General features: G+C 48.4%; 29 protein-coding genes. All 29 read right to left on the bottom strand.

Annotated features, from left to right (window positions below; genetic code table 11):
• Positions 1 to 34: 34 nt before the first annotated feature.
• Complete coding sequence (locus tag B212_RS0109625) at positions 35 to 496, bottom strand: chemotaxis protein CheW (protein ID WP_019910429.1); 462 nt, start codon at positions 494 to 496, stop codon at positions 35 to 37.
• A 27-nt stretch (positions 497 to 523) separates the two neighbouring features.
• Positions 524 to 2,599: a chemotaxis protein CheA gene (locus B212_RS0109620; RefSeq protein ID WP_019910428.1), complete on the bottom strand. Its 2,076-nt coding sequence runs from the start codon at positions 2,597 to 2,599 to the stop codon at positions 524 to 526.
• A gap of 34 nt (positions 2,600 to 2,633) precedes the next feature.
• Positions 2,634 to 4,034, bottom strand: coding sequence for a protein-glutamate methylesterase/protein-glutamine glutaminase (locus B212_RS0109615; protein WP_019910427.1), 1,401 nt, complete (start codon positions 4,032 to 4,034; stop codon positions 2,634 to 2,636).
• A 35-nt stretch (positions 4,035 to 4,069) separates the two neighbouring features.
• A complete protein-coding gene (locus B212_RS0109610) occupies positions 4,070 to 4,951 on the bottom strand; it encodes a MinD/ParA family protein (protein ID WP_028530716.1) in 882 nt (293 codons plus the stop codon).
• Positions 4,948 to 6,378, bottom strand: a complete 1,431-nt coding sequence (gene flhF, locus B212_RS0109605; RefSeq protein ID WP_019910424.1) for a flagellar biosynthesis protein FlhF — start codon at positions 6,376 to 6,378, stop codon at positions 4,948 to 4,950. The genes B212_RS0109610 and flhF overlap by 4 nt, the downstream gene beginning before the upstream one ends.
• Positions 6,375 to 8,408: a flagellar biosynthesis protein FlhA gene (flhA, locus tag B212_RS0109600; protein WP_019910423.1), complete on the bottom strand. Its 2,034-nt coding sequence runs from the start codon at positions 8,406 to 8,408 to the stop codon at positions 6,375 to 6,377. Before flhA ends, flhF begins: the two co-directional genes overlap by 4 nt.
• 20 nt (positions 8,409 to 8,428) lie before the next feature.
• Entirely contained in the window at positions 8,429 to 9,523 is a 1,095-nt protein-coding gene (gene flhB / locus B212_RS0109595; protein WP_019910422.1) for a flagellar biosynthesis protein FlhB, read from the bottom strand.
• Between the two features lie 22 nt (positions 9,524 to 9,545).
• Positions 9,546 to 10,331: a flagellar biosynthetic protein FliR gene (gene fliR, locus B212_RS0109590; protein WP_019910421.1), complete on the bottom strand. Its 786-nt coding sequence runs from the start codon at positions 10,329 to 10,331 to the stop codon at positions 9,546 to 9,548.
• Between the two features lie 10 nt (positions 10,332 to 10,341).
• Positions 10,342 to 10,611, bottom strand: coding sequence for a flagellar biosynthesis protein FliQ (gene fliQ / locus B212_RS0109585; protein ID WP_019910420.1), 270 nt, complete (start codon positions 10,609 to 10,611; stop codon positions 10,342 to 10,344).
• 22 nt (positions 10,612 to 10,633) lie between these two features.
• The gene (gene fliP, locus B212_RS0109580) at positions 10,634 to 11,398 is read right to left on the bottom strand and encodes a flagellar type III secretion system pore protein FliP (protein ID WP_019910418.1); all 765 of its coding nucleotides are present in this window, start codon (positions 11,396 to 11,398) and stop codon (positions 10,634 to 10,636) included.
• Positions 11,395 to 11,922, bottom strand: a complete 528-nt coding sequence (locus B212_RS0109575; protein WP_019910417.1) for a flagellar biosynthetic protein FliO — start codon at positions 11,920 to 11,922, stop codon at positions 11,395 to 11,397. Before B212_RS0109575 ends, fliP begins: the two co-directional genes overlap by 4 nt.
• Before the next feature lie 9 nt (positions 11,923 to 11,931).
• Complete coding sequence (locus B212_RS0109570) at positions 11,932 to 12,297, bottom strand: response regulator (protein ID WP_019910416.1); 366 nt, start codon at positions 12,295 to 12,297, stop codon at positions 11,932 to 11,934.
• 27 nt (positions 12,298 to 12,324) lie between these two features.
• Positions 12,325 to 13,638, bottom strand: a complete 1,314-nt coding sequence (gene fliY / locus B212_RS0109565; protein WP_019910415.1) for a flagellar motor switch phosphatase FliY — start codon at positions 13,636 to 13,638, stop codon at positions 12,325 to 12,327.
• Positions 13,628 to 14,626, bottom strand: coding sequence for a flagellar motor switch protein FliM (fliM, locus tag B212_RS0109560; RefSeq protein WP_019910414.1), 999 nt, complete (start codon positions 14,624 to 14,626; stop codon positions 13,628 to 13,630). The genes fliY and fliM overlap by 11 nt, the downstream gene beginning before the upstream one ends.
• A gap of 39 nt (positions 14,627 to 14,665) precedes the next feature.
• The gene (locus B212_RS0109555) at positions 14,666 to 15,133 is read right to left on the bottom strand and encodes a flagellar basal body-associated FliL family protein (RefSeq protein WP_019910413.1); all 468 of its coding nucleotides are present in this window, start codon (positions 15,131 to 15,133) and stop codon (positions 14,666 to 14,668) included.
• On the bottom strand, positions 15,130 to 15,354 hold the full coding sequence (locus B212_RS0109550) for a flagellar FlbD family protein (RefSeq protein WP_019910412.1): 225 nt from the start codon (positions 15,352 to 15,354) through the stop codon (positions 15,130 to 15,132). Before B212_RS0109550 ends, B212_RS0109555 begins: the two co-directional genes overlap by 4 nt.
• A 119-nt stretch (positions 15,355 to 15,473) precedes the next feature.
• Entirely contained in the window at positions 15,474 to 16,292 is an 819-nt protein-coding gene (gene flgG / locus B212_RS0109545; protein ID WP_019910411.1) for a flagellar basal body rod protein FlgG, read from the bottom strand.
• Between the two features lie 121 nt (positions 16,293 to 16,413).
• Positions 16,414 to 16,797, bottom strand: coding sequence for a TIGR02530 family flagellar biosynthesis protein (locus B212_RS0109540; protein WP_019910410.1), 384 nt, complete (start codon positions 16,795 to 16,797; stop codon positions 16,414 to 16,416).
• Positions 16,794 to 17,288 (bottom strand): flagellar hook capping FlgD N-terminal domain-containing protein, encoded by a 495-nt coding sequence (locus B212_RS0109535; RefSeq protein WP_019910409.1) that lies wholly within the window; start codon positions 17,286 to 17,288, stop codon positions 16,794 to 16,796. Before B212_RS0109535 ends, B212_RS0109540 begins: the two co-directional genes overlap by 4 nt.
• 26 nt (positions 17,289 to 17,314) lie before the next feature.
• On the bottom strand, positions 17,315 to 18,808 hold the full coding sequence (locus tag B212_RS0109530) for a flagellar hook-length control protein FliK (protein WP_019910407.1): 1,494 nt from the start codon (positions 18,806 to 18,808) through the stop codon (positions 17,315 to 17,317).
• A gap of 23 nt (positions 18,809 to 18,831) precedes the next feature.
• Positions 18,832 to 19,788 (bottom strand): magnesium transporter MgtE N-terminal domain-containing protein, encoded by a 957-nt coding sequence (locus B212_RS0109525; protein ID WP_019910405.1) that lies wholly within the window; start codon positions 19,786 to 19,788, stop codon positions 18,832 to 18,834.
• Positions 19,789 to 19,806: 18 nt separating this feature from the next.
• Positions 19,807 to 20,250: a flagellar export protein FliJ gene (gene fliJ, locus B212_RS0109520; protein ID WP_019910404.1), complete on the bottom strand. Its 444-nt coding sequence runs from the start codon at positions 20,248 to 20,250 to the stop codon at positions 19,807 to 19,809.
• Between the two features lie 6 nt (positions 20,251 to 20,256).
• Positions 20,257 to 21,570, bottom strand: coding sequence for a flagellar protein export ATPase FliI (gene fliI, locus B212_RS0109515; protein ID WP_019910403.1), 1,314 nt, complete (start codon positions 21,568 to 21,570; stop codon positions 20,257 to 20,259).
• Entirely contained in the window at positions 21,563 to 22,414 is an 852-nt protein-coding gene (locus B212_RS0109510) for a FliH/SctL family protein (RefSeq protein WP_019910402.1), read from the bottom strand. The genes fliI and B212_RS0109510 overlap by 8 nt, the downstream gene beginning before the upstream one ends.
• Entirely contained in the window at positions 22,407 to 23,426 is a 1,020-nt protein-coding gene (gene fliG, locus B212_RS0109505; protein WP_019910401.1) for a flagellar motor switch protein FliG, read from the bottom strand. Before fliG ends, B212_RS0109510 begins: the two co-directional genes overlap by 8 nt.
• A gap of 4 nt (positions 23,427 to 23,430) precedes the next feature.
• On the bottom strand, positions 23,431 to 25,017 hold the full coding sequence (gene fliF, locus B212_RS0109500; protein ID WP_019910400.1) for a flagellar basal-body MS-ring/collar protein FliF: 1,587 nt from the start codon (positions 25,015 to 25,017) through the stop codon (positions 23,431 to 23,433).
• Positions 25,018 to 25,051: 34 nt separating this feature from the next.
• Entirely contained in the window at positions 25,052 to 25,360 is a 309-nt protein-coding gene (fliE, locus tag B212_RS0109495; RefSeq protein ID WP_019910399.1) for a flagellar hook-basal body complex protein FliE, read from the bottom strand.
• Positions 25,361 to 25,395: 35 nt separating this feature from the next.
• Positions 25,396 to 25,845: a flagellar basal body rod protein FlgC gene (gene flgC / locus B212_RS0109490; protein WP_019910398.1), complete on the bottom strand. Its 450-nt coding sequence runs from the start codon at positions 25,843 to 25,845 to the stop codon at positions 25,396 to 25,398.
• 7 nt (positions 25,846 to 25,852) lie between these two features.
• Positions 25,853 to 26,260 (bottom strand): flagellar basal body rod protein FlgB, encoded by a 408-nt coding sequence (gene flgB, locus B212_RS0109485; protein ID WP_019910397.1) that lies wholly within the window; start codon positions 26,258 to 26,260, stop codon positions 25,853 to 25,855.
• Positions 26,261 to 26,564: the final 304 nt, after the last annotated feature.

Here is a 26,564-nt window from a genome sequence, read left to right as displayed (position 1 = left end):
TGAAATCCTTGAAGTTTTTGAATAGCTCCACAGGTTAGCCCTCAAGACTTTCCAACTGCACGATTTCGCTCTTGTTCAACACTTCAGTCAAGTTGAGCATAATCAGCAGACGGTCTTCTCCGATTTTCGCCACCCCGTCCAAGTACTTCGCTTTGATGCCACCTACAACATCCGGAGGTGTATCAATGGAATCCCGGTTCAAGTCAATTACGTCATTTGCCGAATCTACGATGAAGCCCACTTCCATTTCATTCACAGCTACAATGATAATGCGTGTCTGATCTGTGTGTTCCGCCTCTGCAATACCGAACCGGCCGCGGAGATCAATAACAGGAATGACCACACCTCGCAAGTTGATAACCCCTTTGATAAATGCATAGGTTTTCGGGACACGGGTAATCGGCATCATACGCTCAATGGTTTGAACTTTTTCGACCTCAATGCCATATTCTTCAGATCCTAGTTTGAACACAATCACCTTGATATCTTCAGCCATGGAACGAACCTCCCTGTTCTATCCTAATTATTTAATAAAAGCATTCGGATCAATAATGAGTGCGACTTGTCCGTCACCAAGAATAGTAGCGCCGGAAATGCCTTGAACCTCCGGCAAATATTTGCCGAGATTCTTAATTACAATTTCGTTCTGCCCGATGAAATCCTGCACCGCCAAGGCTACTAGACGGTCTCCCTTGCGAATGACCACAATTTCGGTCTCCTCTTCGGTGCTTTCATCATAATCCGGTATTGAAAAAATCTTGCTGAGTGAAACGATCGGAATATGACTGTTGCGGAATTCCATCATCTTGTTCCCGTGAATGGTGCGAATCTGGGATTGCTTCACAATTCCCGTTTCAACAATAGATGAGAGCGGAATAGCGTACTTCTCGGAGCCAATCCGAACCAGCATTGCTGCGATGATAGACAGGGTCAGCGGAAGCTGAACCGAGAAGTTGGTGCCCTTGCCCGGTGTAGAATAGATGGTTACGTTCCCGCCCAGCGAAGCGATCTTCGACTTTACTACATCCAATCCCACTCCGCGGCCGGACACATCAGAGATGACTTCCGCCGTACTGAAGCCCGGGGCGAACAACATCTGATAAGCTTCGTCATCCGACATGGCCGCAGCTTGCTCCTGAGTAATTACACCCTTTTTCACAGCAGACTTCAAGACCTTCTGCGGATAAATGCCTGTACCGTCTTCTTCAATTTCGATAAAAACGTGGTTGCCGCTATGGAAGGCGCGCAGATTAACCGTACCCATCTCTGGCTTGCCGGCGGCAATGCGGTCAGGAATGGATTCAATGCCGTGATCGACTGCATTGCGCAGCAAATGTACCAGCGGATCTCCAATTTCATCAATGACCGTGCGGTCCAGCTCTGTCTCAGCACCGGTAATGATCAGGTCAACCTTTTTATCCAGTGATTTCGCAAGGTCGCGAATCATCCGCGGGAAACGGTTAAACACGGTATCTACCGGAACCATGCGCAGCTTCATAACGATATTCTGCAAATCGCCGCTGACCCGCCCCATATGCTCAACCGTTTCTGTAAGATCGGTATTTTGCACCTCTGAAGCAAGCTGCTCCAGGCGGACACGGTCGATCAGCAGCTCACTGAACAGGTTCATCAGTACATCCAGCCGCTCAATATCCACACGAATCGTCCGGGAAGGTGCTGCGCCTGTTCTGGCAGGTGCGGCTTTGGCCGTTTCTTCTTTGGCAGGTGCCGCAGAAGCCGGAGAGCTCGGAGCGGGTGCAGAGGCTGCTTCTTTCACTGGAGCGGGCGCTTCGGCGGTAGCCGCTACCGAATCTTGCCCCATTTGACGCAAGGATTCCTGATCAAGCGCCACCGCAGTAACCTTGTCGATCTCCGACAGATTCAGTATCATCGCCTGAATCTCGCTTGCTTCCTTTTGAGTTATGTAATAGAGGGAGAAGCTGTAGTCGAACTTCTCCTGCTCAATGTCCTGAACCGAAGGGAAGGATTTGACAACTTCTCCGGAACGCTCCAGAAGATCAAAGACCATATAAGCACGTACTGCCTTAAGCTGACAGTCCGTACGGATGGCTACATCCACGTACAGGACCTTATGGCCTTCCTGAAGCGACTGCTCCAGAACCGAGTATTGGAACTCATCGAGAAATACCGGAGCGTTTGCCGTATTCTGGGCAGCAGCAGCAGTAACCTCGGCAGCAGCGCCAGCGGCAGAAGGAACCTCGCCTCGGACAATGGCCTGCAGAGCAGCTACAATCGCCGAGACATCAGCCTTGCCTGCTCCTCCGCTAGTAATGTCTTGAACCATGGCTTCCAGGGCGTCCAGACTTTTGAAAAGAGTGTCAAAAATGAAATCCTGCATCCGCAGCTTGTTGTTGCGCACCAAATCCAGAACATTCTCCATTTGGTGCGTAAGTGAAGCCAAATCCTCAAAACCCATTGTAGCCGCCATACCCTTTAGGGTATGTGCGGAGCGGAAAATGACCTGTACAATACTTAGATCTTCAGGATTTGCTTCCAGCCCCATCATATTTTCATTCAATGACTGCAGATGATCATTTGACTCATCAATAAACATGGATAAATATTGATTCATGTCCATGAGCGGGCACCTCCCCTTCAAGTTCGCTATTCCATTATTTTACGGCTTGCACCAGCCTTGGAGCAATTTCTTGCAACGGCAGGACATGTCTAACGCACTGCAATTCCACCGCAGATCGCGGCATCCCGTAAACTACACAGGTTTCTTCACTTTCGGCAAAGGTAGATGTAACACCCGAATCATAGAGTGCTTTCATCATTTTGGCACCGTCACTGCCCATCCCCGTCATAATCACTGCGTGGCGCTCCAATGAAGTAAGCGGCAAAATCGACTCGAACAGCGTGTCCACAGATGGACGATGTCCATTGCGGGCGTCCTCCTTCGTAAGCTCGATGGCATACTGGCCGCCGGCTGACGGAACAACCTTGAGATGATATCCCCCCGGAGCGATATAGGCTGCCCCTTGCCGCAGGATCATTCCCTGCTCCGCTTCCGCTACATCAAGCGGACTGAAGGTATTCAGACGCTGAGCCAGCGATTTGGTGAAATTGGGCGGCATGTGCTGCACAATGACAATTGGAGCCGGGAAATCGGCCGGAATGGCTTCCAGGAAAGCCTTCAGGGCACGCGGGCCGCCTGTTGAGCAGCCAACGGCGACCAGTTTGCGCAGCCCCTTACTCGCAGGCTTACGGTCAGACGCAACTGCAGGAGGCTCAATAAATGCACCGGATGCCGTTTCAGGCACATAACGAGCTTCAGGAAATGCCGGTCTAGCTTCAGCTCGGGTCCGACTTCTAAGCTTCTCAGAAGTCGGCGGCGGGACAGCAGGCGACGCCTTGGATAAGTCTTTAGCGATAGTCTTATCTGGAGCACTTCTGCCTGGAGTTTTCCCCTTTGTATCTTTCTCTGGAGTGAGCCTCGTCTCCGGTTTTAGCTTCGTCTGTTCAACTGCTGCTTTACGCGGAAGCTCCTGTGTTTTCTTTGGAGGCTCCAGGGTCCGTCTGGCAGGCTCGCGAACAGGTTCAACCGGTACTCTTCCCTCAGCGGCAGGACTCTCCGGCTTAAGGGAGGAAGCTCTGGCTTCACGCTGCTGGCGGGCCAGCATAGCTTCTTTCATTTGCTCTCTGAGCGATTCCCCTACGGCTATAATATCCTGCGAGTTCGAGATGGACGGCTTGCGGATAAAATCAAAAGCCCCCCACTCCAATGCCAGAATCGTTTCCTTCATACCTTCTTCATTGATGCCAGATAACATAATGACCGGCAATGGGCGCTGGGCCATAATTATCTTGAGCGCCTCCAGGCCGTTCATTTCCGGCATCTCCACATCCATGGTTACCAGATCCGGGGAAAGCGCGTTTACCTTCTCAATAGCCTCCCGGCCGTTTGATGCCGTTGCCGTCACCTGAAAATTAGCGTCACTTTCAATTAAATCAGAAATGATTTTACGCATAAATGCGGAATCATCAACGACCAACACTTGATATGGCTTCATATCATTTCCACCTCTGTTCCTCAAATTCAGAACAATTATTGTTTTCGCTTCAACCACTTATTGATGAATCCCTTGATGCCTTGTACTTTAGTGATGTCCGCCGAATCAGCGGCCAGATAGCTAAACGCTAGGCGTTGCACATCTTTGGCTGCCGCACTGTTCGGAAAAGCCACCGAGAATGGAATTTGCTTTTTTACTGCTTGTACTACATGAGTGTCGCTGCTAATAAATCCGAGAAAAGGAATATCCAGATTCAAAAAACGGCTTGCCGCCATCCGGATTTTATCGCTGGTGCCTCTTGCCTCTCTCTCGTCTCCCGCCTGATTGACAATCAGCTTGAATGGAATCTCGGGATGAGAATTATTCACTACCTTCATCAATGCATAAGCATCCGTTATTGCGGTAGGCTCAGGAGTTGTCACCACAAGGCAGTCATCCGCAGAAGTAATGAACTTCAGCGTTTCTTTGGAAAGTCCCGCCCCTGTATCAAACAGGATAAAATCCATCGTGTCAGCAATCCCTGCAATCTGGTCTGTAAAGTAACTTAAATCCGCCTCCGAAAGCGAAAATAACTCATCCATTCCTGAACCGCCTGCGATAAAAGGAAGTCCGTTCGGACCGTTTTGAATGATCTGCCCGATTTCCGCTTCTCTCTTTAACAAATGATAAAGATTGTATTTTGCCGACACACCCATAAGCACGTCTATATTGGCCATTCCAATATCGGCATCGAACAAAAGCACTTTTTTGCCCATCGCTTTGAGTGCGAGTGCAAAATTCAGTGTGAAATTCGACTTGCCGACACCACCCTTTCCGCTGCAAACGGTAATAATCCGGGCGGATTTCCCGCCCCCGAGTACGCGTCCCAGATCCTGGCTGGATACAAGCTGCCTTAAGGATTGCGCCTGATCCATCACATGCCCCCTGTTCCCAAAAGCATTCCGCGCAACTGCTCCTTAGTAGCTGTGAGCAAATCGTCGGGAACATTCTGGCCGTTGGTTATATATGAAAGCTTAAGCGGGAAATCATTCAGGACATTAAAAAGGGGTCCATAGCTTCCCGTCTCATCCAGCTTCGTAAAAATCACCTTATCAAGCTGATAACGGCCGAAATGCTCAGCAATCATTTTCATATCACGGCTTTTGGAGGTCAGGCTAAGCACCAGAATAGTTTCACTCTTAAGCTCCTTAGCCAGCAGGCTCTGAAGTTCAGCAACCAGCATTTCATTGCGGTAATTTCGGCCTGCTGTATCCATTAACACCAGATCGCAGCTCTCAAGCCGGAACAGGGCTCTCTGCAAATCGCCGGGTGACTGAACCACCTCCAAAGGCATATTCAGAATGGCGGCATACGTGCGTAATTGCTCCACAGCGGAGATGCGGTACGTATCCGATGTAATGAGGCCCACCTTGCGGCCTTGCTTGAACAGTTGCTCAGCAGCCAGCTTGGCAATGGTTGTCGTCTTGCCAACTCCTGTCGGGCCGGCAATATACACAATCCGCGTATCCGGCGCAATGCCATTTACAATGCGTCCAGATAAAAATCCATCCACCTGAGCTTCAAGTGTTTCACTGAATTTCTCCTCAGTCCAAGTGCGGCCCTCGTCGTTCCAGCGTTCAAACACATTGCTGATCCACTCATCCATCAGAACGGTATCCGTCTCCTGCTCAATGAGGCGGTCTCTCAGTTGCTCCAGCCGCTCCGGAAGCTCCACAGTCCCTGCAGAGTAGCGGGCAATCCGTTCCATCCAGTGCTTCATATCACGAATTTCCCGGAGTACATCACTATCCGCCTTCGAAGCGTTAGCTGAGGCGAGTTCTTTGCCCGCAGCTTCTATAAGGATCGGCTCGTTTAGCGGGCTTGCCTTGGAAGACGAAGGAAACGGTACATCCCTCTTGTCTTCCGCATATTCTGCTGAAAGCTCTTCCTCATGAGGCATTGGCAGAACAGCAACCGCCCCGCTTGGCTCAGAGGCTTCAGACAAGGCGGCAGCAATCTCGGCAAAAGCCCGTTTAGCCGCTGCCTCATTTGCAGGAGCGGCCCTCACAGTCTCATTTGCACCTGAAGCCGCCGGTGCCGAAGTAGCGACGGCTTTTTGATAGGCTTGCGGGACCGCACTGCGGGGAATGCTCTGAGGGGCTGCCGGCGGCTTATCCAGCCCGCCCGTTTTTTTGGTACTTTCGACTGCGGCGACAACCTCAATTTTTTTCTTTTGGAACATTCCCATAAACCCGCCGACCTTAATCTCCTTTGTGCTTAAGATAACGGCATCGCTTCCCAGCTCGCTGCGGATGGACTGCATGGCGTCAGGCATCGTATCGACCACGTAACGCTTTACTCTCATAAGTTCACCACCCCAACGCTTTGGATTTCAATATTAGGCTCCAGTTCGCTGTAGGACAATACCGGAATATCTTGCATTGTCCGCTCTATTACCTGGCGCAAATACATCCGGATCGTCGGCGATGTCAGCACAATCGGCTGTTGACCTGATTGAAGAAGACGATTAATCTGCTCGGTAAGCCGCTGATAGACCGTCTGTGTAGATACAGGATCAAGCGCCAGATAGCTGCCCTGCTCCGTCTGCTGCACGCTTTCGGAGATTTTCTTTTCCAGATTAGGTCCTACTGTGATAACCCGGAGCGTCTCTCCGGCCTGGGAGAATTGCTGGGTAATCTGTCTGGAGAGTGCCTGGCGGACATATTCGGTCAGTATATCAGGGTCTTTGGTATAGGTGCCGTAATCCGCCAGTGTTTCGAAAATTGTCACCAGATCGCGAATCGAAATCTTCTCACGCAGCAGCTTGCCGAGCACCTTTTGGACATCTCCAATGGCCAGTACTGAAGGAATAAGCTCGTCCACCAGTACAGGATAATTCTCCCGGAGATTATCAACCAGTTGTTTCGTTTCCTGACGGCCAAGCAATTCATGACCATAACGTTTGATGAGCTCTGTCAAATGGGTAGCCACAACAGAAGGAGGATCAACTACAGTGTAGCCGGATAGCTCCGCCCGCTCTTTTACCGATTCGTCAATCCAGAGCGCCGGCAAACCAAAGGATGGTTCCACCGTCTCAATCCCGTTAATGGAGTCATCATCATACCCGGGACTCATGGCAAGATAATGATTAAGTAATAATTCACCGCCGCCTACGTTATTTCCTTTAATTTTGATGACATATTCATTCGGTTTTAGTTGAATATTGTCGCGAATTCGGATAACCGGAACAACGAGTCCCATTTCCAGTGCACATTGCCGCCGGATCATAATAATCCGGTCAAGCAAATCCCCGCCTTGCCCTGTATCAGCGAGAGGAATAAGACCATATCCGAACTCGAATTCAATAGGATCGACAGTCAGCAAATTAATCACGCTCTCTGGGCTCCGCACTTCCTCAATTTGCTTCTCTTCTACTAGCTGTTCTTCGGCAATCTGCTTTTGATTTGCTTTTTGACTCATGCTATAAGCCGCATATGCCATTAACCCCGCAAGCGGCAGAGTAGACAATACGGTGATTGGAGTGAAGAATCCCAGAAAGGCGATGGTTACCGCAACAATGTAAAGAAGCTTAGGGTAAGATAATAATTGTCCTGTCAAATCCTCTGCCAGATTGCCCTCAGAAGCCGCGCGGGTAACGATCAGCCCCGAGGCTGTTGAAATCAGCAGTGCGGGAATCTGGCTGACGAGGCCGTCCCCGATTGTCAGTACTGAATACGTTGACAAGGCCTCCTGAAAAGGCTTGCCATGTACGGCTACCCCGATAATAAATCCGCCGATCAGGTTGATCAGCAGGATGATGATGCTGGCGATAGCATCTCCCTTAACAAACTTACTCGCACCATCCATCGCCCCGAAAAAGTCCGCTTCACGTTCAACATTGCGCCGGCGTTCCCGGGCCTGCTGTTCATTAATCATTCCGGCGTTCAGGTCGGCATCAATACTCATCTGCTTGCCGGGCATCGCATCGAGTGTAAAGCGGGCGCCTACCTCGGCAACGCGCTCTGAACCTTTGGTAATAACGATAAACTGCACGACCACTAGTATCAGGAACACGACGAACCCGATGGCGATCTGTCCTCGCGCAATCCAGCTTCCGAACGTCGCCACTACTTCACCTGCATGACCATCAGAAAGAATCAGTTTAGTAGTGGAAATGTTCAGCGCAAGCCGGAACAAGGTTGTGATCAGAAGCAGTGAGGGGAAAATCGAGAACTGAAGCGGGTCCTTCGTATTCATTGCGACCAATATGATGGTTAGGGCAATTGAAATATTGATAATTAGCAGTACATCCAGAAGCCAAGCCGGGATGGGCAGAATCATCATAAGCACAATGCCGATAACACCCAATAAAACTGTAAGATCTCTAGTCTTCAATGTCCTTAACCTCCCCCGGCTTATCTCCTCTTGCCTTTAAGCTTGTATACATAGGCCAGCACTTCAGCAACCGCCTGGAACAGATCAGCAGGAACTGTATCGCCGATTTCCGCCCTTTGGAATAATGCCCGTGCCAGCGGCTTGTTCTCCATCGTCACAACACCATGCTCCTTAGCCAGCTCCCGGATGCGAAGCGCCACATAATCCTGGCCCTTGGCTATAATCTGCGGAGCCTCCATTTTGGAACCATCATATTTCAGGGCTACTGCAAAATGCGTCGGGTTGGTAATGATTACATCGGCTTTTGGAACCTCCTGCATCATCCGCTGCATGGCCATTCTGCGTTGGCGCTCCCTGATCTTACCTTTAATGAGGGGGTCACCCTCCATTTTTTTGTATTCATCCTTGATTTCCTGCTTCGACATCTTCAGGCTTTTCTCATGCTCGTACTTTTGATATATGTAGTCAAGAACAGCCATAATCAGCAAAGCCGCTCCTATTTTGATGCCCAGATTCAAGGTCATTTTTGCGGCAAACCGGTATACTCCTTCGGCACTTACATGAGACAGAGAAGCGAAGCTGTCCTTCTCTCCCCAAAGTGTGCTGTAGACCAGATAAGCAATCACAATTAGCTTGAAGATGGATTTCAGGAACTCAACAAACGAACGCATGGAGAAAATATTTTTGAAGCCTTTGATCGGGTTGATCTTGCTGAACTTGGGAGTGATCCCTTCGCCCGTTGCCATAAAGCCCACCTGAGCCAAATTCACTACAAGAGCAAGCACAAAGGTGATGCCGAGCAGCGGTGCAAGGAGAATCAATATTTGCAAACCATAATGTTTGAACATTATGGTCACATTCTCGGGAGTCACTTCCATCATCATACGGTTCTGAAAGACATCCATATACAGTGTAACGAACCGTTCTTTCATAAAACCGCCGAACAAGATCAGCGTTATTAAGGCCGATAACAGAACAACCGCACCGGACAGCTCCGCGCTTTTGGCCACCTGACCCTTTTTACGGGCATCCTGCCGTTTCTTGGGCGTTGCCTTCTCAGTCTTGTCTCCCCCGAAATGCTGAAGATTGAGCTTATAATGTTTCATCTTCGGCATCGCTCTCTCCCTTTACAGTCACCTAAGGACTCTTCCCTACAAGGCCCAGCAAATTGTGCATGGACTCAAACATAATGTCGAAGAGGTTCTGGAACAGCATGGCCAGACCCGGCATCAGTAAAAGAAGCAGCGCAAGGCCTACGATAATTTTGAGGGGTACCCCGATGACGAATACATTATATTGCGGCGCAGTTCTCGCCAGAAAAGCAAGACCAACATCTGTAAGAAATAAAGCTGTAACTAATGGAGCCGACATTTGAAAGGCCAGAATAAATGACTGTGCAAAGGTGCGTACCAGAAACTCTGAAAGGCTCCCATCTATCATTTTCAAAAAGAGAGCATTATCAATAGGAATCCAATTGTAGCTGTATACGATAGCATCCAGTAAATGATGATGTCCGTTCATACTCAAAAACATCAGCAGGGCGATCATATATTTGAAGTTGCCGATAATAGGTGCCGATGCGCCGGTCATGGGATCAATAACATTCGCAATCCCGAAGCCGATCTGAATATCAATGAAAGAGCCGGCCGTTTGAATTGCCATGAACATCAGATACCCAATGAACCCTAGCAGCAGACCAATTAACACTTCTCTGACAATCAGCAAAATATAAGTCAGATCCTGCGGAACAGTAAGCCCTACCCCTCCGTAGCTGAAAACGACCAAAGCAACAAAAAAGGAAAGTCCGATTTTGAACGTTGCCGGCACACTTTGCGAGGAGAACACCGGGATTACAACAAAAAAGGCTGAAATTCGACAAAAAATCAACAGAAAGACGGGAAAACTTTGCAGCAGGGTCTCCATATTCATCGCTTTAACCGATATACATATTGAGATTGCCCAAAATTTGGCTGGTGAAGTCTACCATTTTTGTGATGATCCACGGCCCAAACAGCAGCAAAGCAAGCAAAACAGCGACAATCTTAGGAACAAACGCCAAAGTCTGCTCTTGAATCTGGGTTGTAGCTTGGAAAATACTGATAATCAAACCTACCACCAGACCAAGAATCAGCATGGGAGCGCTTGTTTCGAGCACTAAATATACGGCTTGGCCTGCTAGACCGATTATAAACTCCGTATTCATCCCTTATGCCTCCTCTTGAATCTCAGGTGTTAAAGCTTAACAGCAGTGATTTAACGACTAAGTACCACCCGTCTACCAGTACAAAGAGCATTATTTTGAAAGGCAATGAAATCATAACCGGAGGCAGCATCATCATCCCCATGGCCATCAGAGTACTCGCTACCACAATATCAATGATCAGAAAAGGAATAAAAATCATAAATCCCATAGTAAAGGCTTTTTTCATCTCACCTATGGCAAAAGCAGGCACCATCACCGTCAAAGGAATATCGCTGTAGGTTGCAGGCTTGACCGAAGCTTTGTTGCCGGTGTAATTCATAAACAGCAGCAAATCCTTAGTGTTCGTCTGCTTGAACATAAATTCCTTCATGGGGTCCGCCGCTTTGTTAAGCGCCTCGGTTTGAGTAATTGTTCCCTTCATATACGGCTGCAGCGCCGTCTCATTCACCTTCGCAAGCGTCGGAGACATTATGAAAAGAGTCAGGAACAAAGCTAATCCGACAAGCACCTGGTTGGGAGGCATCTGCTGGGTACCCAGCGAGGTTCTGACAAAACCCAGAACGATGACAATCCGGGTGAAGCTGGTCATTAGAACAAGAAAGGCCGGAGCCACGCTCAGAACCGTTACTAGCAGCAAAATTGAGATGGAACTGGTACCACCGCTCGAACCGTTATTGCCTCCAACCTGAATATCAATATTGGGGATAGGATCAGCATGTACAGGGTGTATCAGCGCGATACTGAATACAACGAGCAGCAGAATTGAAAGAATCAGCTTTTTTTTCATAAATCCCTCGACTCATCCTTAGGCACATCTTCCCGGAGCAGCTCATCCATCTTCTCCTTGCGCTCTGGGGCAAGTGCAAGCTTGGATTGCAGGGTCTCGTAAAAAGAGGATGTTTCATTAAGTTCAATTTCCTGTGATGGTACCTCTCCGCGAAGCTTGGCTCTGATCTTAGCAATAAATTGAGTAAGAAAATTATTTTGTCCTGACGTTTGTTCTTCAAATGCCGAAATGATCAACGCTACCTCAGCCGGATCGGTGATTTTATCCAACTTGGATATATTCTCACCGACCCCGATCAGGTAGAGGCTGCCTCCGAGTTCAATAATCTGTATTGACTTGTTCGGCCCAAGGCCCAAAGCACCAAGCGTACGGATCGAACGGCCGCTCATCAAGGTCTGATTGCGGCGCCCCAGAAAACGGATGAGCAGCACTATAAGCACGATAATTACCGCAAGGACAAAAATAACGTTAAACAAATTCAGCAGATTGTTACCCGTTCCTAGCGGTTCTACGCTGGCTGGCATGTATTCTTGTTACACGCCCAGCGTTTTGTTGATAGCTTCGATAACACGGTCTGCCTGGAAAGGCTTAACAATAAAGTCCTTGGCACCCGCTTGGATCGCGTCAATTACCATAGCCTGCTGACCCATGGCAGAACACATGATGACCTTGGCATTGGCATCCACTTTTTTGATTTCTTTCAGGGCGGCGATCCCGTCCATCTCAGGCATGGTGATATCCATCGTGATCAAATCAGGACGCAATTCCTTAAATTTCTCAATAGCCTGTGACCCGTCTTGGGCTTCACCCACTACCTCAAATCCGTTTTTCGACAAAATGTCACGGATCATCATTCTCATAAATGCTGCATCGTCCACGATTAGAATTCGGTTAGCCATTTTTACAAAATCCTCCCTAAGTATGCTTTATTGTAATCTTTGAATTCGGTCCCACTGGCTGACGATATCCGTAACGCGAACTCCGAAGTTTTCGTCGATAACTACGACTTCCCCTTTGGCAATAAGCTTGTTGTTAACCAGGATGTCGACAGGTTCACCGGCCAGCTTGTCCAGCTCAATAATCGAACCTTGCGACATTTCCAGAATATCTTTGATCTGCTTCTGGGTCCTTCCTAATTCTACGGTTACTTTCAGTGGTATGTCCATCAATAAATTCAAATTATTTTCGTCAATATTGCCGAACGCGCCGGCGCTCAGGTTAGCAAATTGTACTGGCTGTACATTTACATTGCGATTTGGAGCTGGCGGCTGAGGCGGAGCCTGCTGGTAAGGCGCACCTTGCGGCGGCATTCCATATGGAGGCATCCCATAAGGCGGCACTCCTGCAGGGGGATAATAATATCCGCCTTCGGGCATTCCGGGATAAGGCGGCGTTCCCTGCTGTGGATACTGCGGCGGAACTCCTCCAGGCTGAGGTGGAGGCGTCTGCTGAGCCGGCGGTGCTGCCGGAGCAGGCGCAGGTGTATGTGCGGCAGGTGCAGCCGCGGGAGGGGCTTCCGTCGCAGTTGCGGCGGTCTCCTGATCACCTTGGCTAACATCTCCCAGCAGCATGGCTACCATATCCTTTGCAAACTGTACAGGCAGCAACTGCATGAGCGTGGAATCAATCAGATCTCCGATTTTCAGCCGGAATGAAATCTGAATCAATGTCTGATCATCTGGAAGACTGCCCACTCCTTCGCCGCTCGACATGTTTAGAATATCAATCCCCGGAGGAGAGATATTGACAAAACGGTTAAAGATGGTCGACATGGAAGTAGCCGAGGAACCCATCATCTGGTTCATCGCTTCCTGAACGGCGCTGATATGTATTTCATTCAGCTCTTCGTCCTTAGGCTCTCCTTCGCCGCCGAGCATTAGATCAGCAATAACCTGGGCATCTCTAATCTTGATAACGAGTGAGTTGATGCCCTGGAACCCATCCACATATTGTACGTGTACCGCCACATGTGGTTTAGGAAATGCTTCTTCGAATTCTCCACGGGTGATAATGGATACCTCAGGAGTAGTAATATCAACCTTTTTGCCCAGCAGGGTGGAGAGCGCAGTAGCCGCACTGCCGAAAGTAATGTTTCCGATTTCTCCAAGCGCATCCTGTTCAAATGGCGTTAAGAAATCAGTTACAGTTACTTCCTTCGGCGGTGAATCAAGCGAACCTTCCGCTGACTGTCTGAGAAGAGCATCAATTTCTTCTTGGGATAAATAATCTTTACTCGTCAAACTCTTCAACTCCTTCGCTGACAATCTCGTCTATTTGCACAGCCACACGTTCTTTAATCATTCCAGGACTTCCGATAAATTTCAGCTTGTCGCCCACTTTGATTGACAGTCCGGAATCCACAGTCCTGTTGAGTGAAATGACGTCGCCGACGCTGAGCCCGAGAAATTCAGCAATGGATAACCTCGATTCGCCTAGCTCCGCCACAATCGGCAGTTGCGCTCTATGAACCCGTGCCCTGATCGCTTCAAGCTCGACCTCATCACGCACCTTCTTTTCAGAAACAAACCACTGATGAACGGACAGTCTGGACATAATCGGCTCCAGGACGACGTGAGGTATACACAGGTTGATCATTCCGGTCGTATCGCCTATCTTAGTGCTTAAGGAAATGAGCGCTATCGTCTCATTCGGCGATACAATTTGCATGAATTGAGGATTTGTCTCCAGAGCCTCCATCCGGGGATTGATATCAAGCACTGTCTTCCAGGCTTCCTGCAGGCTATCAAAGCATTTGCTAAAAATTCTCTCCATAATAGTCGTTTCAATCTCAGTCAAAGCATTAATCTTGGTGGGTGCCGCTCCAAAACCGCCGAGCAGCCTGTCGAGCATGGCGAAGGCGATATTCGGATGTACTTCCATAACCATTCGGCCTTCAAGCGGTTCCGCTTCAAAAATATTCAATATCGTCATTTTGGGAATGGAGCGGATAAACTCGTCATAAGGGAGCTGCTCTACTTGAACGACATTGATCTGCACGAAGGTGCGTAATTGAGCCGAAAAGTACGTCGTAAGATAGCGAGCGAAGTTGTCATGTATCCGCGTAAGACTTCGGATATGATCTTTGGAAAATCGCACAGCCCGTTTGAAGTCATAGGAGCGAATCTTCTTCTGAGTTTCCTCTTTTTTAAGTTCGTCCGCATCCATTTCACCGGATGAAAGCGCAGCAAGCAGAGCATCAATTTCGTTTTGTGATAGTACATCAACCAATTCAATCACCCCCCTATCAAAGATTTAACCCGCCAGCAGCTAAATGGAAGCCAAAATGAATTTAGTGAATTCGATCTGGGTAATAGTGCCTTCAGTCAAATTCTTATTTAGAATATTCACTAGCTTACTGCTGAATTGATCTTTGCCGTTCGCCCCATTCAATTCCTCGGGCTTGGTATCGGCAATCGCCTTGATAATAAGCGGCGTGATCTTAATAGCTTTTATCTTTTCGAATTCTTCCTTGGACTTCGCTGTATCCAATTGGAACGCGATGTCTACTGAAAGGATGTAATCGGGATCAGCAAGATTAGTTTTGATGTCGGTAATTTCTGCTGTCATTGCGACAATTTCATCAGCGCTGAGCTTTTTGGCTTCAACATTCTGGACAGCAGCAGTCACATCATTCGTATTGCTCGGAAAGATTTTATCCCATAGTAAGAATGCAGCTACTACGATGAGTGTAATCGCCAATAAAATCGTAATGAGCCACGGCAGCATCTTTTTCATGAAAGCTCCTCCATAGACTGGACTTTAATGGTGGCAGCATATGTGCCTATGTCCCTGTTATAATCTCGGATCTTGCGGATGACTTCATCGGCCTTTTCCAGCACGATCAGCCTTTTACCAGTTACTAATGTGATGTACGTATCCGGACTTTCCTCTACCATTTCTACCAGCAGGGCATTCAAAAACATCGGCGCCCCATTCAATCTAGTTACCGCAATCATAACAGGCCTCCTAGCAAAAAATAGGGGGAGGAGTTCTCCCCCACGATAGCGCAATAACAAAGCCATTCATAGGCGAAACCTTTTTATTATACAGCGAGTTTATGATTTTGGCTAAAAAATTAACGCTTGAGGTTAACAACCTCTTGCAGCACTTCATCGGAAGTCGTAATAATACGGGAGTTGGCCTGAAACCCGCGCTGCGAAACAATCATTTCTGTGAATTCATTTGTCAGATCGACATTTGACATTTCGAGTTGGCCCGATACAATTGCGCCGGTGCCTGTTGCTGTATCATTGGCGATTGTTGGGGTAAGCTCACCATTTTCATTAGCGTTCAGCGTCATCCGATAGAGATTTCCGCCGATTTTCTCCAGGCCTTGCGGGTTGGTGACTTTCGCAACTCCGATTTTCACTCCTGGTTGTGTCGTTCCATCAGCCATCGTCTGCACAATTGTGCCATCGCTGGAAATGGAAAATGCTGTAACGTCATCTGCCAACTGGATTGACTGCCCATCAGAATCCTGAACATGCAGCCCATCAGAAGTAAGAAGGTTGCGGCTGGCATCCATATGAAAATCCCCGGCACGCGTCAGAAAAGGTGTCTCTTGAGCATCTGAAAGCTTGACCAGAAAGAAGCCATCTCCATCAATACGCAGGTCGGTAGGATTGTTAGTGGTCATAGGGCTACCCTGCAAATGCAATGTATCCACTGAACCAACAGTTACACCAAGTCCGATCTGCTTGGCGTTTACTCCACCTTGCCCAGCATCGACCGGAGCAGTCACACCGGAAACGGTCTGGCTCATGATGTCTTTAAACATGACGCGTCCTGATTTGAAGCCAACAGTATTAACGTTTGCGATGTTGTTGCCGATAACGTCAAGCTTTGTCTGGAAACCGCGCATACCTGAAACGCCTGCGTACATTGATTTAAGCATTAATCGAATTCCTCCCGGATTATGAAGTCTTTGGACTCCGAATTTGAATTACAATGATTCTTGAGCTATGTCCGCGTCAGTCGGTCAGCGGCCATCCGGCTCTCCGTAAGGACCGGCCGGTTTATGAAATAATTACTGCACTGTCAATTTGCGTGAATACATTGTCCTTCATCGAGCTTCCATCCATAGCAGTAACTACTGTACGGTTTGGCACGCTCACAATTAACGCCATATCCTTCATTAAAATCAATGATTCTTTACTTCCTTTAGCCGCTGCTTTGTCCACTGCGGACGAAATCTGATCCAATTGGCGGCTGCCAAGCTCTATCCCTCTTTGCTCCAAGCGTTTTGCCGCATGATTGCTGATCTTCAGCATATTTTTCTGCAGCAGGCTTTCAAACGAAACTTCTGTATTCACAGGATTCTTGGTAACCTGTGGCCTATGCAGCGTAGAAGGATGAACACTTGAGGAGTACATTTGGCCGATAGTCAGCCTCTCGCTCATGATGCCGCCCCGCTCTCCCCGTCATTCCCAGAAGATTTGCTGCTGTCACTAACAGGAGTCGCTTCCGGTGCAGCGTTCTGAATTTGTAAAATGTCAGTGATCGCAATTCTTTCTTTTCCTACAACTGCATACTGAACACCTTTGCTCACAACGATGGACTCCACATTGCCTGATTTCGGCTGATTTGCAGTTTGATCGGTCCATGTGATATTTTTGCCGATCAGGCTGGATACCGAGCCGAGCGACTGATTCATGGCAGTTAGCTGTGATGAAATATTCGTGAGCTGCTCTACCGAAGTAAATTGGGCCATTTGGGCGATAAATTCCTTGTCCTCCAGCGGTTGCGTCGGATCCTGATTCTGAAGCTGGACCATCAGAATCTTCAAAAACTGATCCTTGCCCAGAGCAGAACTTCCTATTGTCTTTTTGGAGCTGTCAGGTACTGTGTAATTCCATTGATCCTTCGTTGATACTAAGGGTATTTCTGCCATTTCATTTCACCTCACTTATTATTGGATTACACCTTAGCAGAGAAGCTTCTGCCTTGTGAGCGGGTATCCTGCTGGGCATTTGCTACCCATTCCTTCCATTCCCCGTTAAGCTCTGCGGCAAGTACGGCGTCACTGTTCTCCTCGCTGCGTTCTTTGGAGCGTCTTTCCTGCTGCTGTCCGCCAAAGCCGGACCCGCGTCCCTGCTGTCCATTAAATTGCGATTGAAGCGGCGTATTGTTCTGTGTGACCTCCAGCTTCTCTACTTGAAGTCCTTGAGACTGCAAAGCCGTTCTAAGCTGATTCATCTGCTGCTCCAGCATATCCTTGGCGCCAGCATGCTGGGTCAAGAATTGGGCAACCAAATGACCATTTTGCATCGTGATTTTAACATCAACCTGCCCAAGGTTCTCCGGGAAGAGTGAGATTGTAGCCTCAGCCACTCCGCCTTTTTGAACAACATCAAGTTTCCCAGTAATAAATGATGTCATCTCATGAGCGAACTTGTGAACAGGTACTGGAGCTGCCTCTGCCTTAAGAGGTGCAGTGATTCCGCCACGCAAGGACAATTGGCCGGCTGTTACTACTTCATGATCGCCCTCGGCAGTCTTTACTTCAGGCAATGCATCTGCAGCCCCCTTGGTTGTTGGGGCTTCTACCGTTCCTGCAGCTTTAACTGTAGGAGTGCTGTTGGTTTCTGTTCCTGCCGCCTGATCTGTTACGGGTACAACAACATTTAAAGGTTTGGCAGTCTCAGTCTTTGCAGCAATGGTAATACCTGGGCGAGCTTCCGGCATCACAGGCGCTTTAACTTGGCTGTCATTCTTCACTTCAGCAGTAGAGGCTGGTTTCAGCGATACTGTTGAAACTTCAGTGCTGCCAGTCGTGTTAGCTTTAGGCTTGCTCTGAGGAGTCTGGGTCTCTGCCAGAATTGCCGTGAAATTATTCAGTAAGGTTATGCCTGCGGAAGCTGCTTTTTCATCTCCACTTGCTGCCGCTTGCTGTACCAGTCCCATTAGGCTGTTAAGCTCGTCCTGAACGGCAAACCGCAATGTCTCCGGGTTCTGTGCGAGAGGAGATAAAGCTGCTGCAGGTGATGTTGTCCCGCCGCCTTTCTCCGCAGATACTGCATCAGCCTGAGTATTGCCGGATAGCAACACAGATACTTGGACCAGCCAACCTTGAAGCGCAGATAGCAAAGCAGGATCGCTGCTGATGCTTTCATCCAGCTTTTCAATATTCTCTGCAAGTCCTTGTAAAGGATCGGTACTCTTGGCTGTATCGGTTTTCCCAGTCTCTTCACCCGTTGCCTGCACGACATTGAGCAGCCCTTGCAGCAGTGAAGCCAGATTACCTAGAAGGGGAGTCTCCGTGCCCTTCGTTTCTGTTCCTGCCATACTCTGCACAAGGGTTTGGGCAAAAGGCACCGCTGCTGTACCGGCAGCCGCCGCCGGGGGACCCGTTGCAGCTCCAGTTGTCACCGGCGTTTTACCGCTAATTAAGGATTGGGCAACTAAACTCATTATTTTTCACCTCCTTTCAAGTGTTATTTACCACCCATCAGCCGATTTAGGACTTTTGCGGTCTGGGCGCTGTCTTTCTTCGTCATCTCTCCAAGGATAGAGGAGCGGACACTATCGCTTACGTTATTCAAAATCTTAACAACCCTGTCCGGGCTAACCTTATACATAGAATCGAGCAGTGAAGCAGCATCGGCCGCAGGCATAGTCGTAAATGTCTGGCTGACCTTTGCTAAATCAAGGTTACCGCTTGATGCTGCAGGAGTTGGTGAAGCGGCAGCGGCATCTTGCTTAAGCCTGGATTGCAGGGCTGCAATAGCCATATCGGTCGAATTGGTGGTTTCCTTTAGCTTAACCGAGACATCCGCGGCTTTTTTGGGATCCATTTTTTCCAATATCGCCGTTTTGCTCGCATTATTCATAACACTGAAAATTTGCACCATCTCATCTGTAGTCATATTTTCCATAATCGGCGCAGCTTTGGAAGCTTTCATTCCCGAGTACAGCTTGGCTAACTCAGTTACCTGCTTGACATAAGGATCTTCCGTTTGCGCGCCCTTGCTTGCTTCTGCTGCGGCAGCCTCCGCCTTCATCCCGTCAATTTGCTTCTGAAGCGCTTCTGCCTTCGTATCCTGGGCAGTTTTATCTTCAGAGGCTTTTCTGAGCTGCTCCGCCTGCTTTGCAAGCTGAGATTTCAGTTCCTTGATTGTTGTCTCCGAGCTTGCAGCCTGCTCTTCACTTTGCTTTTTTGCGTCAGTCGCAGTATCTCCCGTTTCGTCTTGCGGCGGGTCAGGGACCCATTTCTCCACGATGGGAATCTTATTTGCAATCTCTAGGACATTTTTCCGAATATCCATATTAAAAAGAGTCAGTAATACCCCAAGCAGCACGAGAGTAAAGATAATAGGTATCATCAAAAATAGAAACCGTTCAAACTTGCTCGCTGACCCTTCGTTTTCAATATCCATTTCATTATTAGCCACTAGCGGAAACCTCCTGGGTTAGAGGGATTTCATCGCGAAGCGGACGGTAGCCATCTCATCCAGTTCGTTTTGTTCCCGTAAACTCATATTCTGCAGAAATGCGGTCTGAGCCTTGTCTCTGGCTTTGAGCCATACCTTCTCATCAAGCACCTTCGTGCTAAGCTGATCCTGCTTATGCTGTACCTCCAGATGCGCCCGGCTGATATCCAAGTGCTTGCGGGCAATGCATTGATCCAGATAATCCACATAATCCTGCATCTCGCGAAGCTTGGACATCGGTGTCTTTTGTTCAGCCGCATGCTGCAAAGACAGCATCAGTGCAGTACGCCCGGCAATTAATTCATCAAGACTTTTTTCCTGGGCTTGGAGTTCTCCGAGTGCGCTTGAGAGCATCCACTCTGCCTGTGTTTTTTCATTACCCTTCAAATCCACCACTTTTTGAAAAGTATAATGGAACCTCACTATCAATCAACTCCTTGAGAACTGAGAAATTAGAGACTCTTGAACCTCGGCCAGCGTGACTTTTTCATTCACCTTCTGCTTAGTGAAATCCCAGATGCTATCAATATAATGCATGGACTCGTCAATCTGGGCATTAGAGCCTCTCTGGTAGGCTCCAATGTTGATCAAATCCTCAGAATCCTTGTACACCGCCATTAGCCGTTTCACGTTCTCGGCAGCGGCAATCTGTTCCTCAGGAGCGATATCCTTCATGACGCGGCTGATACTGGACAAGACATCAATTGCTGGAAAATGTCCTTTGTTGGCAATGCTCCGGTTGAGGACAATGTGTCCGTCGAGTATTCCCCGCACCGCATCGGCAATCGGCTCGTTCATATCGTCACCGTCTACCAATACTGTATAAAAAGCGGTTATCGAACCGGTAGGCCCCGTTCCGGCCCTTTCAAGCAGCTTGGGCAGGCTGGCAAATACGGAAGGCGTATATCCCCTCATTGCGGGAGGCTCACCAACAGCAAGCCCCACCTCGCGCTGCGCCATGGCATAACGGGTAACGGAATCCATCATCAGCATGACGTTTAGGCCCCGGTCGCGAAAATATTCCGCAATTGTTGTAGCGATAAGCGCCCCTTTGATCCGGATGAGTGCAGGTTGGTCTGAGGTAGCAACCACGACCACTGAACGCTGCAGGCCTTCAGGCCCGAGATCGCGTTCAATGAAATCCAGCACCTCTCTGCCGCGCTCACCGATCAGGGCGATCACATTCACGTCGGCTGACGTATTGCGGGCAATCATCCCCATGAGCGTACTCTTGCCTACCCCCGAACCGGCAAATATGCCGACGCGTTGTCCTTTGCCGATGGTCAAAAGCCCGTCAATTGCCCTAACCCCGATACTGATTGGCTCATGTACGCGTGGACGGTTGAGCGGATTGGATGGAATATTAAAGGTAGAGCTATGCGGCATTCGCGCCGGGATCAGTGAACCGTCGAGCGGCTGGCCTAGTCCATCAAGCACCTTGCCCAACAATTCCGATCCTACTTGAACACTCAGCGGCTTGCCTGTACCTACAACATCACAGCCTGGGCCAATGGCCTGCAGCTCTCCGAGCGGCATCAGCAGCACTTTGTTGTCACGGAAGCCGACAACCTCAGCCTGGAGCGGCTTATTGCCTTTTGACGGATATATGTAGCATACATCTCCAATGCTTGCGTCCGGACCTTCCGACTCAACCATCAGCCCGATAACTTGTGTAACCTTCCCGTTGATTCTTACCGGGTCGAAATTACGCAACTGCTCTTTATATCGTCTGCTGTCAAGCATCGTCTTCCCCATTTCTGTGCTCATCAGTGTCCAGCGCGATTCTTACCAGTTCTTTCTTGATTTCCGTAAGCTGTGTATCAATACGTGCATCAATGCTGCCAAAGGACGAGCGGATTACACAGCCGAGATCCTTAACGGTTGAATCGGGAAGGATCTGCAGCTCAGCCTGTGAATCCACCGCCAGCGCCAATTCCTCTCTCGCTGCATTCACAAAAGCGAATTGCCCTGGCGACACACACAATGAAATTAAACCTTGTTCTCGTTTGCGGGCAAGATTATTGCGGATTAAATCAATGGCGAATTGCGGCTCGATTGTGAGCTGCTTGTCCACAATTTTCTCGGCAATGTCACAGCTTAACTCTACCAGAAACGGCTCAGCCTCCTGGATAACAACATCCTTGGTCCGATAGGCTTCTTGAAGCACATTTCTTGCTTCTTCCATCATCTCGGCCAGCTTCAGCGCCATTTCTTGTTCAGCCTGTGCCAATCCTTCCTGATATCCCTGCTGATAGGCCTCCGATTTGAGAGCCTCTACAAGATGCTCATCCTGCTCCCGTTGCTGCCGCCACCACTCTTCAGCTTCTGTCCGTGCTGATTCCACAATATTCTCAGCTTCCTGCGCCGCATTCCGGACCTGATCTTCGGCAAACTCCTGGGCATCCTTGAGCATTTGCTTACGGGCCTGCTCCGCCTCTTCTCGGGCGGAATCCTGATAGTGCACCTCATGAGCCGATTCTTCTGAAGCAGCGGGCTCCTCGGGCAGTCCAGCATGCTGCCTGGCTTGTTCCAGCCGTTTCAGAACATCTACCGGAACATATTGAGAATGTTTGATCAGCTTAGACAATAATGTCATCTCCTCCGCCACGGGCGATGATTATTTCACCTGATTCTTCAAGTCTGCGGATCGTGCCTACGATACGGGTCTGAGCTTCCTCGACATCACGCAGCCGAACCGGACCCATGTATTCCATTTCTTCGCGGAAGGTTTCCGCCATCCGTTTGGACATATTGCGGAAGATAACGTCCCGAACTTCTTCGCTCGCCACTTTGAGCGCAAGCTGCAAATCGGCGTTTTCGATATCGCGGATAATGCGCTGAATCGAACGGTTGTCCACATTGACAATATCCTCGAATACGAACATACGCTTCTTGATTTCTTCGGCCAGCTCAGGATCTTGAATTTCCAGTGAATCCAAGATTGTGCGTTCTGTCCCGCGGTCAACACCATTCAGAATCTGCACAATCGACTCAATGCCGCCGGCATTCGTATAATCCTGAGTTACAGTAGCAGACAGCTTCTGCTCCAGCACCCGTTCAATTTGTGTAACAACCTCCGGCGAAGTACTGTCCATAGTCGCGATTCTTCTGGCTACCTCCGCCTGCTTCTCCTGGGGAAGGGAAGAGAGAATTGACGCCGCCTGTTCAAATTGCAGGTAAGACAGCACGAGAGCTATGGTCTGAACATTTTCATTTTGAATAAAGTTCAGAATCTGGCTAGGATCAGCCTTCCGGGCAAAATCGAAAGGTCGGACCTGCAAGGTTGCCGTCAGACGATTGATGACCTCCATCGCCTTGGTCGAGCCGAGCGCTTTCTCCAGAATCTCCTTGGCGTAGTTGATACCGCCTTGTGATATATATTCCTGAGCGAGACATATCTGATGAAATTCCGACATAATCGACTCTTTTTCTGCGCTGTCCACTTTGCGGACATTTGCGATTTCCAGAGTCAACTGCTCGATTTCCTCATCTCTTAAATGCTTAAAAATTTGCGCCGATACCTCGGGCCCTAGTGTAATGAGCAGAATTGCCGCTTTTTGACGGCCGCTAAGCACCTGCTGCTGGGTGGCTTTTGCCATTTGTTCACCTCTGTTCGTCTGCAAGCCATGTACGCAGCAGATTTACGAATTCGTCCGGTTTCTTCTTGGCCAGACTTTCCAGTTGTTTGCGAACCTGGCTTTCGTTCGTTACGCTCTCCAAGTTGATAGACGGGAACTCCGTAGGAACTTGCAGTGGAATATCCTCTTCCACTTCTTCTTCCTTGTTTTTGCGGCTGCGGTAAATGAAATATCCAACACCTGCGCCAGCCAGCAAAGCGGCCGCCCCAATTGCCCAAATCATCCATGTTGCAAGTCCGCCTGAAGCGGCATTTGCAGCAGTACTTCCGAATTGTTGGGAATACACCGAAACTTTTTTCGTTAAATCTGCGTCTGTATAGGTAACACCTGAATCTGCAAGAGAAGCACGTACGATATTCACCAAGATGTTCTGAATTGCCGATGAAGTTGTTGCATCTAAAGTTGTTTGTCCATTAGGTGGTTCAACAGCAACATTTATGGTTAAGTCTTTAACAGTATAAGGACTTGCAATAATATCCTTGGTAATTCGATTCACTTCATAGTTTCTTGTCTCCGAAGATTCCTCAGAAGTAGAAGTGCCCGAACCTGTAGACGAAGGATAACCCGAAACATCTTGCGAGCCTGTACCCGCAACCCCTCCGGTAGTGTTTCCCTGACCCGAATAGGAATTGCTGATAATCTGCGAGCTGATCTCAATCCCTTTCATATTCTCCGTATCTACCGGTGTGACCAAATCTTCTTTGCGGTTCTCTTTATCAAAATTAAGTTTGGAGAACACAAGAACATCCACTTTATCCGGGCCCGTGAGCGTACTAAGGAATTGTTTCACATTTTTCTTGACTTCTTCTTCAAATTTCTTTTGCAGAGCGAAGTTTTCTTCAACTTGACTAGACACACCGGCTTGTCCGCCCTTAGCCGTTGGCATTAATTCAATTTCATTGTTGGCGATCGTAATGTTGTCAATCGGCAAGTTAGGAACCGCCGTCTTCACTAGATTGAAGTAACCGTCTATGTTGTCCTGAGTAGGTCTGAAGCCAGGATCGAAGGTAAGCACTACCGAAGCAGAAGCCTGTTCCTGATCCTGCTGTGATGCAAATACCGTTTCTTTTGGCAGATTGATCAGAACCTTGGCATCCTTGATCCCCTGCATCCGTTTCATCAACTGCTCCACTTCACCATTCAAGGCATTGTTGTATTTAACATTAAATTCGCTGTCCGTAGTACCGATCATTGAAGAAGACTGGTCGAATACTTTGTATCCGATGGAACCGCCTTGCACAATCCCCTTCGAACCAATGTCTACTTTGACACGTGCGGCATCCGTACTTGGTACAGAGATGCTTTTGCCGTCAGGACTTAGGCGATAAGAAATCCCCGCCGAATCCAGATATGTCATTACTCCGGCCGAATCCGTGCTGTCCAAATCCTGAAATGCCACTTCATACTCCGTCTTCGATAACTGCATTGATAGAACCACAATAATGAGTATGATGATAAACAAGGTTGAGAAAAATAGTATTTTCTGTTTACCGCTGAATCTGTTCCAATACTGGGCAAGCTTTTCCCGGTACTGGGCAAATCTTTCATTCACAGTGTCACCCCATCCGAAACTAAGCTAGGATTATTTAGATTTGAGTTCTCATAATTTCCTGATAGGCTTCAATCACTTTGTTCCGGACTTGTGTAGTCAACTGCAAACTCAGCAACGCCTGTTGGGAAGAAATCATCGTATCTTCGAGATTGACTTCTCCCAGGACAAACTTATTACTCATATCCTTCGCCTGCTGTTCTTGATTAGCTACTTGATTCAAAGCATCCTGCAGATAAGCGCCAAAGCTTTGACCAGAACCATCAACAGTTGCAGTTTCAGCAGTTGACGTTTTCATAGCGAGCGGCTTAATGGCTTGGGCTCCAATACTTAAATTCTGTATCAACTGTTTCCCTCCCGGAGTGTTGTCATTCTATCGTACTATCGTCCAATTTCAAGCGCTTTGACTACCATGGCTTTCGATGCGTTCAGCATCGTAACATTCGCATCATAGGAGCGGGATGCTGACAGCATGTCCACCATTTCTTTTGCCATGTCCACATTGGGCATATACACATATCCGTTCTCATCCGCATCCGGATGGCTCGGGTTATACACAGGCTTCAGTGGAGATGAATCATCAATAATCGACTGAACCTTTACTCCCGCGGCATCGCCGCCGTTCATCTTGGAACTAAGCACATCTGAAAAGCTGTCGTTCTTTGCCGTTTCCAGCACAACCAGCTTTCGCCGGTAAGGTACTGCCTTGCCGTCAACTACGGAGGCTCTTGTTGTCTCCGCATTGGCGATATTGGAGGAGATTACATCCATCCTGAGCCGTTGGGCGGTTAATGCCGAGGCGCTTATTCCAAAGCTGCTGCCAAAGTTCATTTACACTCTACCTCCCTTCAACGACAGTACGCATCATTGTAATTTGGCTGTTTAACTGCTCTACATATGAATCATGCCTCAGTTGGTTCTCGGCGCTTAGTGCCTGCTCCCGTTCCATGTCCACATTGTTGCCGTTATTATTCATCGACGTGGTTTCATCTGTGCTGACAACTGCGGCTGGTACAATAGTACTGTTGCCAAATTGGAAGTGGCGAGAATCCGACACCTTTGCATTAAGCGTTGGCTGAAGTCCGCTCTCCTGCTGCTGAAGGATACTCTCAAAATTAACATAAGAGCGTTTGAAATTCGGAGTGTCGACGTTCGCTACATTATTTGCCAAAACACTTTGTCGTTTGCTGGCGGCATCTAAGCCTCCTTGTAACCTTTGAAAACTGGCACTATTCAACAAACCCAATGCAAATCCCTCCTTCAAAGCTATCGTGATGAAAAGAATTCCACAGACCCTTTGCGAATTCCTGCTTGATTCGACAGAAAAAGCTAAAAAACTTCCTGATATACCGAAAAAAGGTCGAAAATTGTCGGTGGACGATTTTTATGTCAATCTCACATACATTGATTCTCTTAGAATTTGTATATTATTACAATAAGAAATAAGCCCTATCTTTTCTGAAAAGAGAGGGCTTAAAGCATGTTTTTTCAATTTTATTCCTTTTTATTTACAATTTATTCCTGTCTGTAACAGTATATTACACTTTATG

Origin of the sequence: Paenibacillus sp. HW567 (genome assembly GCF_000374185.1) — a bacterium.
Classification (GTDB): Bacteria; Bacillota; Bacilli; order Paenibacillales; family Paenibacillaceae; genus Paenibacillus_AQ.
Note: the sequence above shows the minus strand (reverse complement) of the source record. Positions and strands in the feature narration are given on the sequence as shown.

Coding starts and splice junctions, on each gene's coding strand:
- B212_RS0109625 (WP_019910429.1), bottom strand. CDS start 496: ATGGCTGAAGATATCAAGGTGATTGTGTTCAAACTAGGATCTGAAGAA.
- B212_RS0109620 (WP_019910428.1), bottom strand. CDS start 2,599: ATGGACATGAATCAATATTTATCCATGTTTATTGATGAGTCAAATGAT.
- B212_RS0109615 (WP_019910427.1), bottom strand. CDS start 4,034: ATGAAGCCATATCAAGTGTTGGTCGTTGATGATTCCGCATTTATGCGT.
- flhF (WP_019910424.1), bottom strand. CDS start 6,378: ATGAGAGTAAAGCGTTACGTGGTCGATACGATGCCTGACGCCATGCAG.
- flhB (WP_019910422.1), bottom strand. CDS start 9,523: ATGCCGAAGATGAAACATTATAAGCTCAATCTTCAGCATTTCGGGGGA.
- fliR (WP_019910421.1), bottom strand. CDS start 10,331: ATGGAGACCCTGCTGCAAAGTTTTCCCGTCTTTCTGTTGATTTTTTGT.
- fliQ (WP_019910420.1), bottom strand. CDS start 10,611: ATGAATACGGAGTTTATAATCGGTCTAGCAGGCCAAGCCGTATATTTA.
- fliP (WP_019910418.1), bottom strand. CDS start 11,398: ATGAAAAAAAAGCTGATTCTTTCAATTCTGCTGCTCGTTGTATTCAGT.
- B212_RS0109575 (WP_019910417.1), bottom strand. CDS start 11,922: ATGCCAGCCAGCGTAGAACCGCTAGGAACGGGTAACAATCTGCTGAAT.
- B212_RS0109570 (WP_019910416.1), bottom strand. CDS start 12,297: ATGGCTAACCGAATTCTAATCGTGGACGATGCAGCATTTATGAGAATG.
- B212_RS0109555 (WP_019910413.1), bottom strand. CDS start 15,133: ATGAAAAAGATGCTGCCGTGGCTCATTACGATTTTATTGGCGATTACA.
- B212_RS0109550 (WP_019910412.1), bottom strand. CDS start 15,354: ATGATTGCGGTAACTAGATTGAATGGGGCGCCGATGTTTTTGAATGCC.
- flgG (WP_019910411.1), bottom strand. CDS start 16,292: ATGCTTAAATCAATGTACGCAGGCGTTTCAGGTATGCGCGGTTTCCAG.
- B212_RS0109540 (WP_019910410.1), bottom strand. CDS start 16,797: ATGAGCGAGAGGCTGACTATCGGCCAAATGTACTCCTCAAGTGTTCAT.
- B212_RS0109535 (WP_019910409.1), bottom strand. CDS start 17,288: ATGGCAGAAATACCCTTAGTATCAACGAAGGATCAATGGAATTACACA.
- B212_RS0109530 (WP_019910407.1), bottom strand. CDS start 18,808: ATGAGTTTAGTTGCCCAATCCTTAATTAGCGGTAAAACGCCGGTGACA.
- fliI (WP_019910403.1), bottom strand. CDS start 21,570: ATGCTTGACAGCAGACGATATAAAGAGCAGTTGCGTAATTTCGACCCG.
- fliG (WP_019910401.1), bottom strand. CDS start 23,426: ATGGCAAAAGCCACCCAGCAGCAGGTGCTTAGCGGCCGTCAAAAAGCG.
- flgC (WP_019910398.1), bottom strand. CDS start 25,845: ATGAACTTTGGCAGCAGCTTTGGAATAAGCGCCTCGGCATTAACCGCC.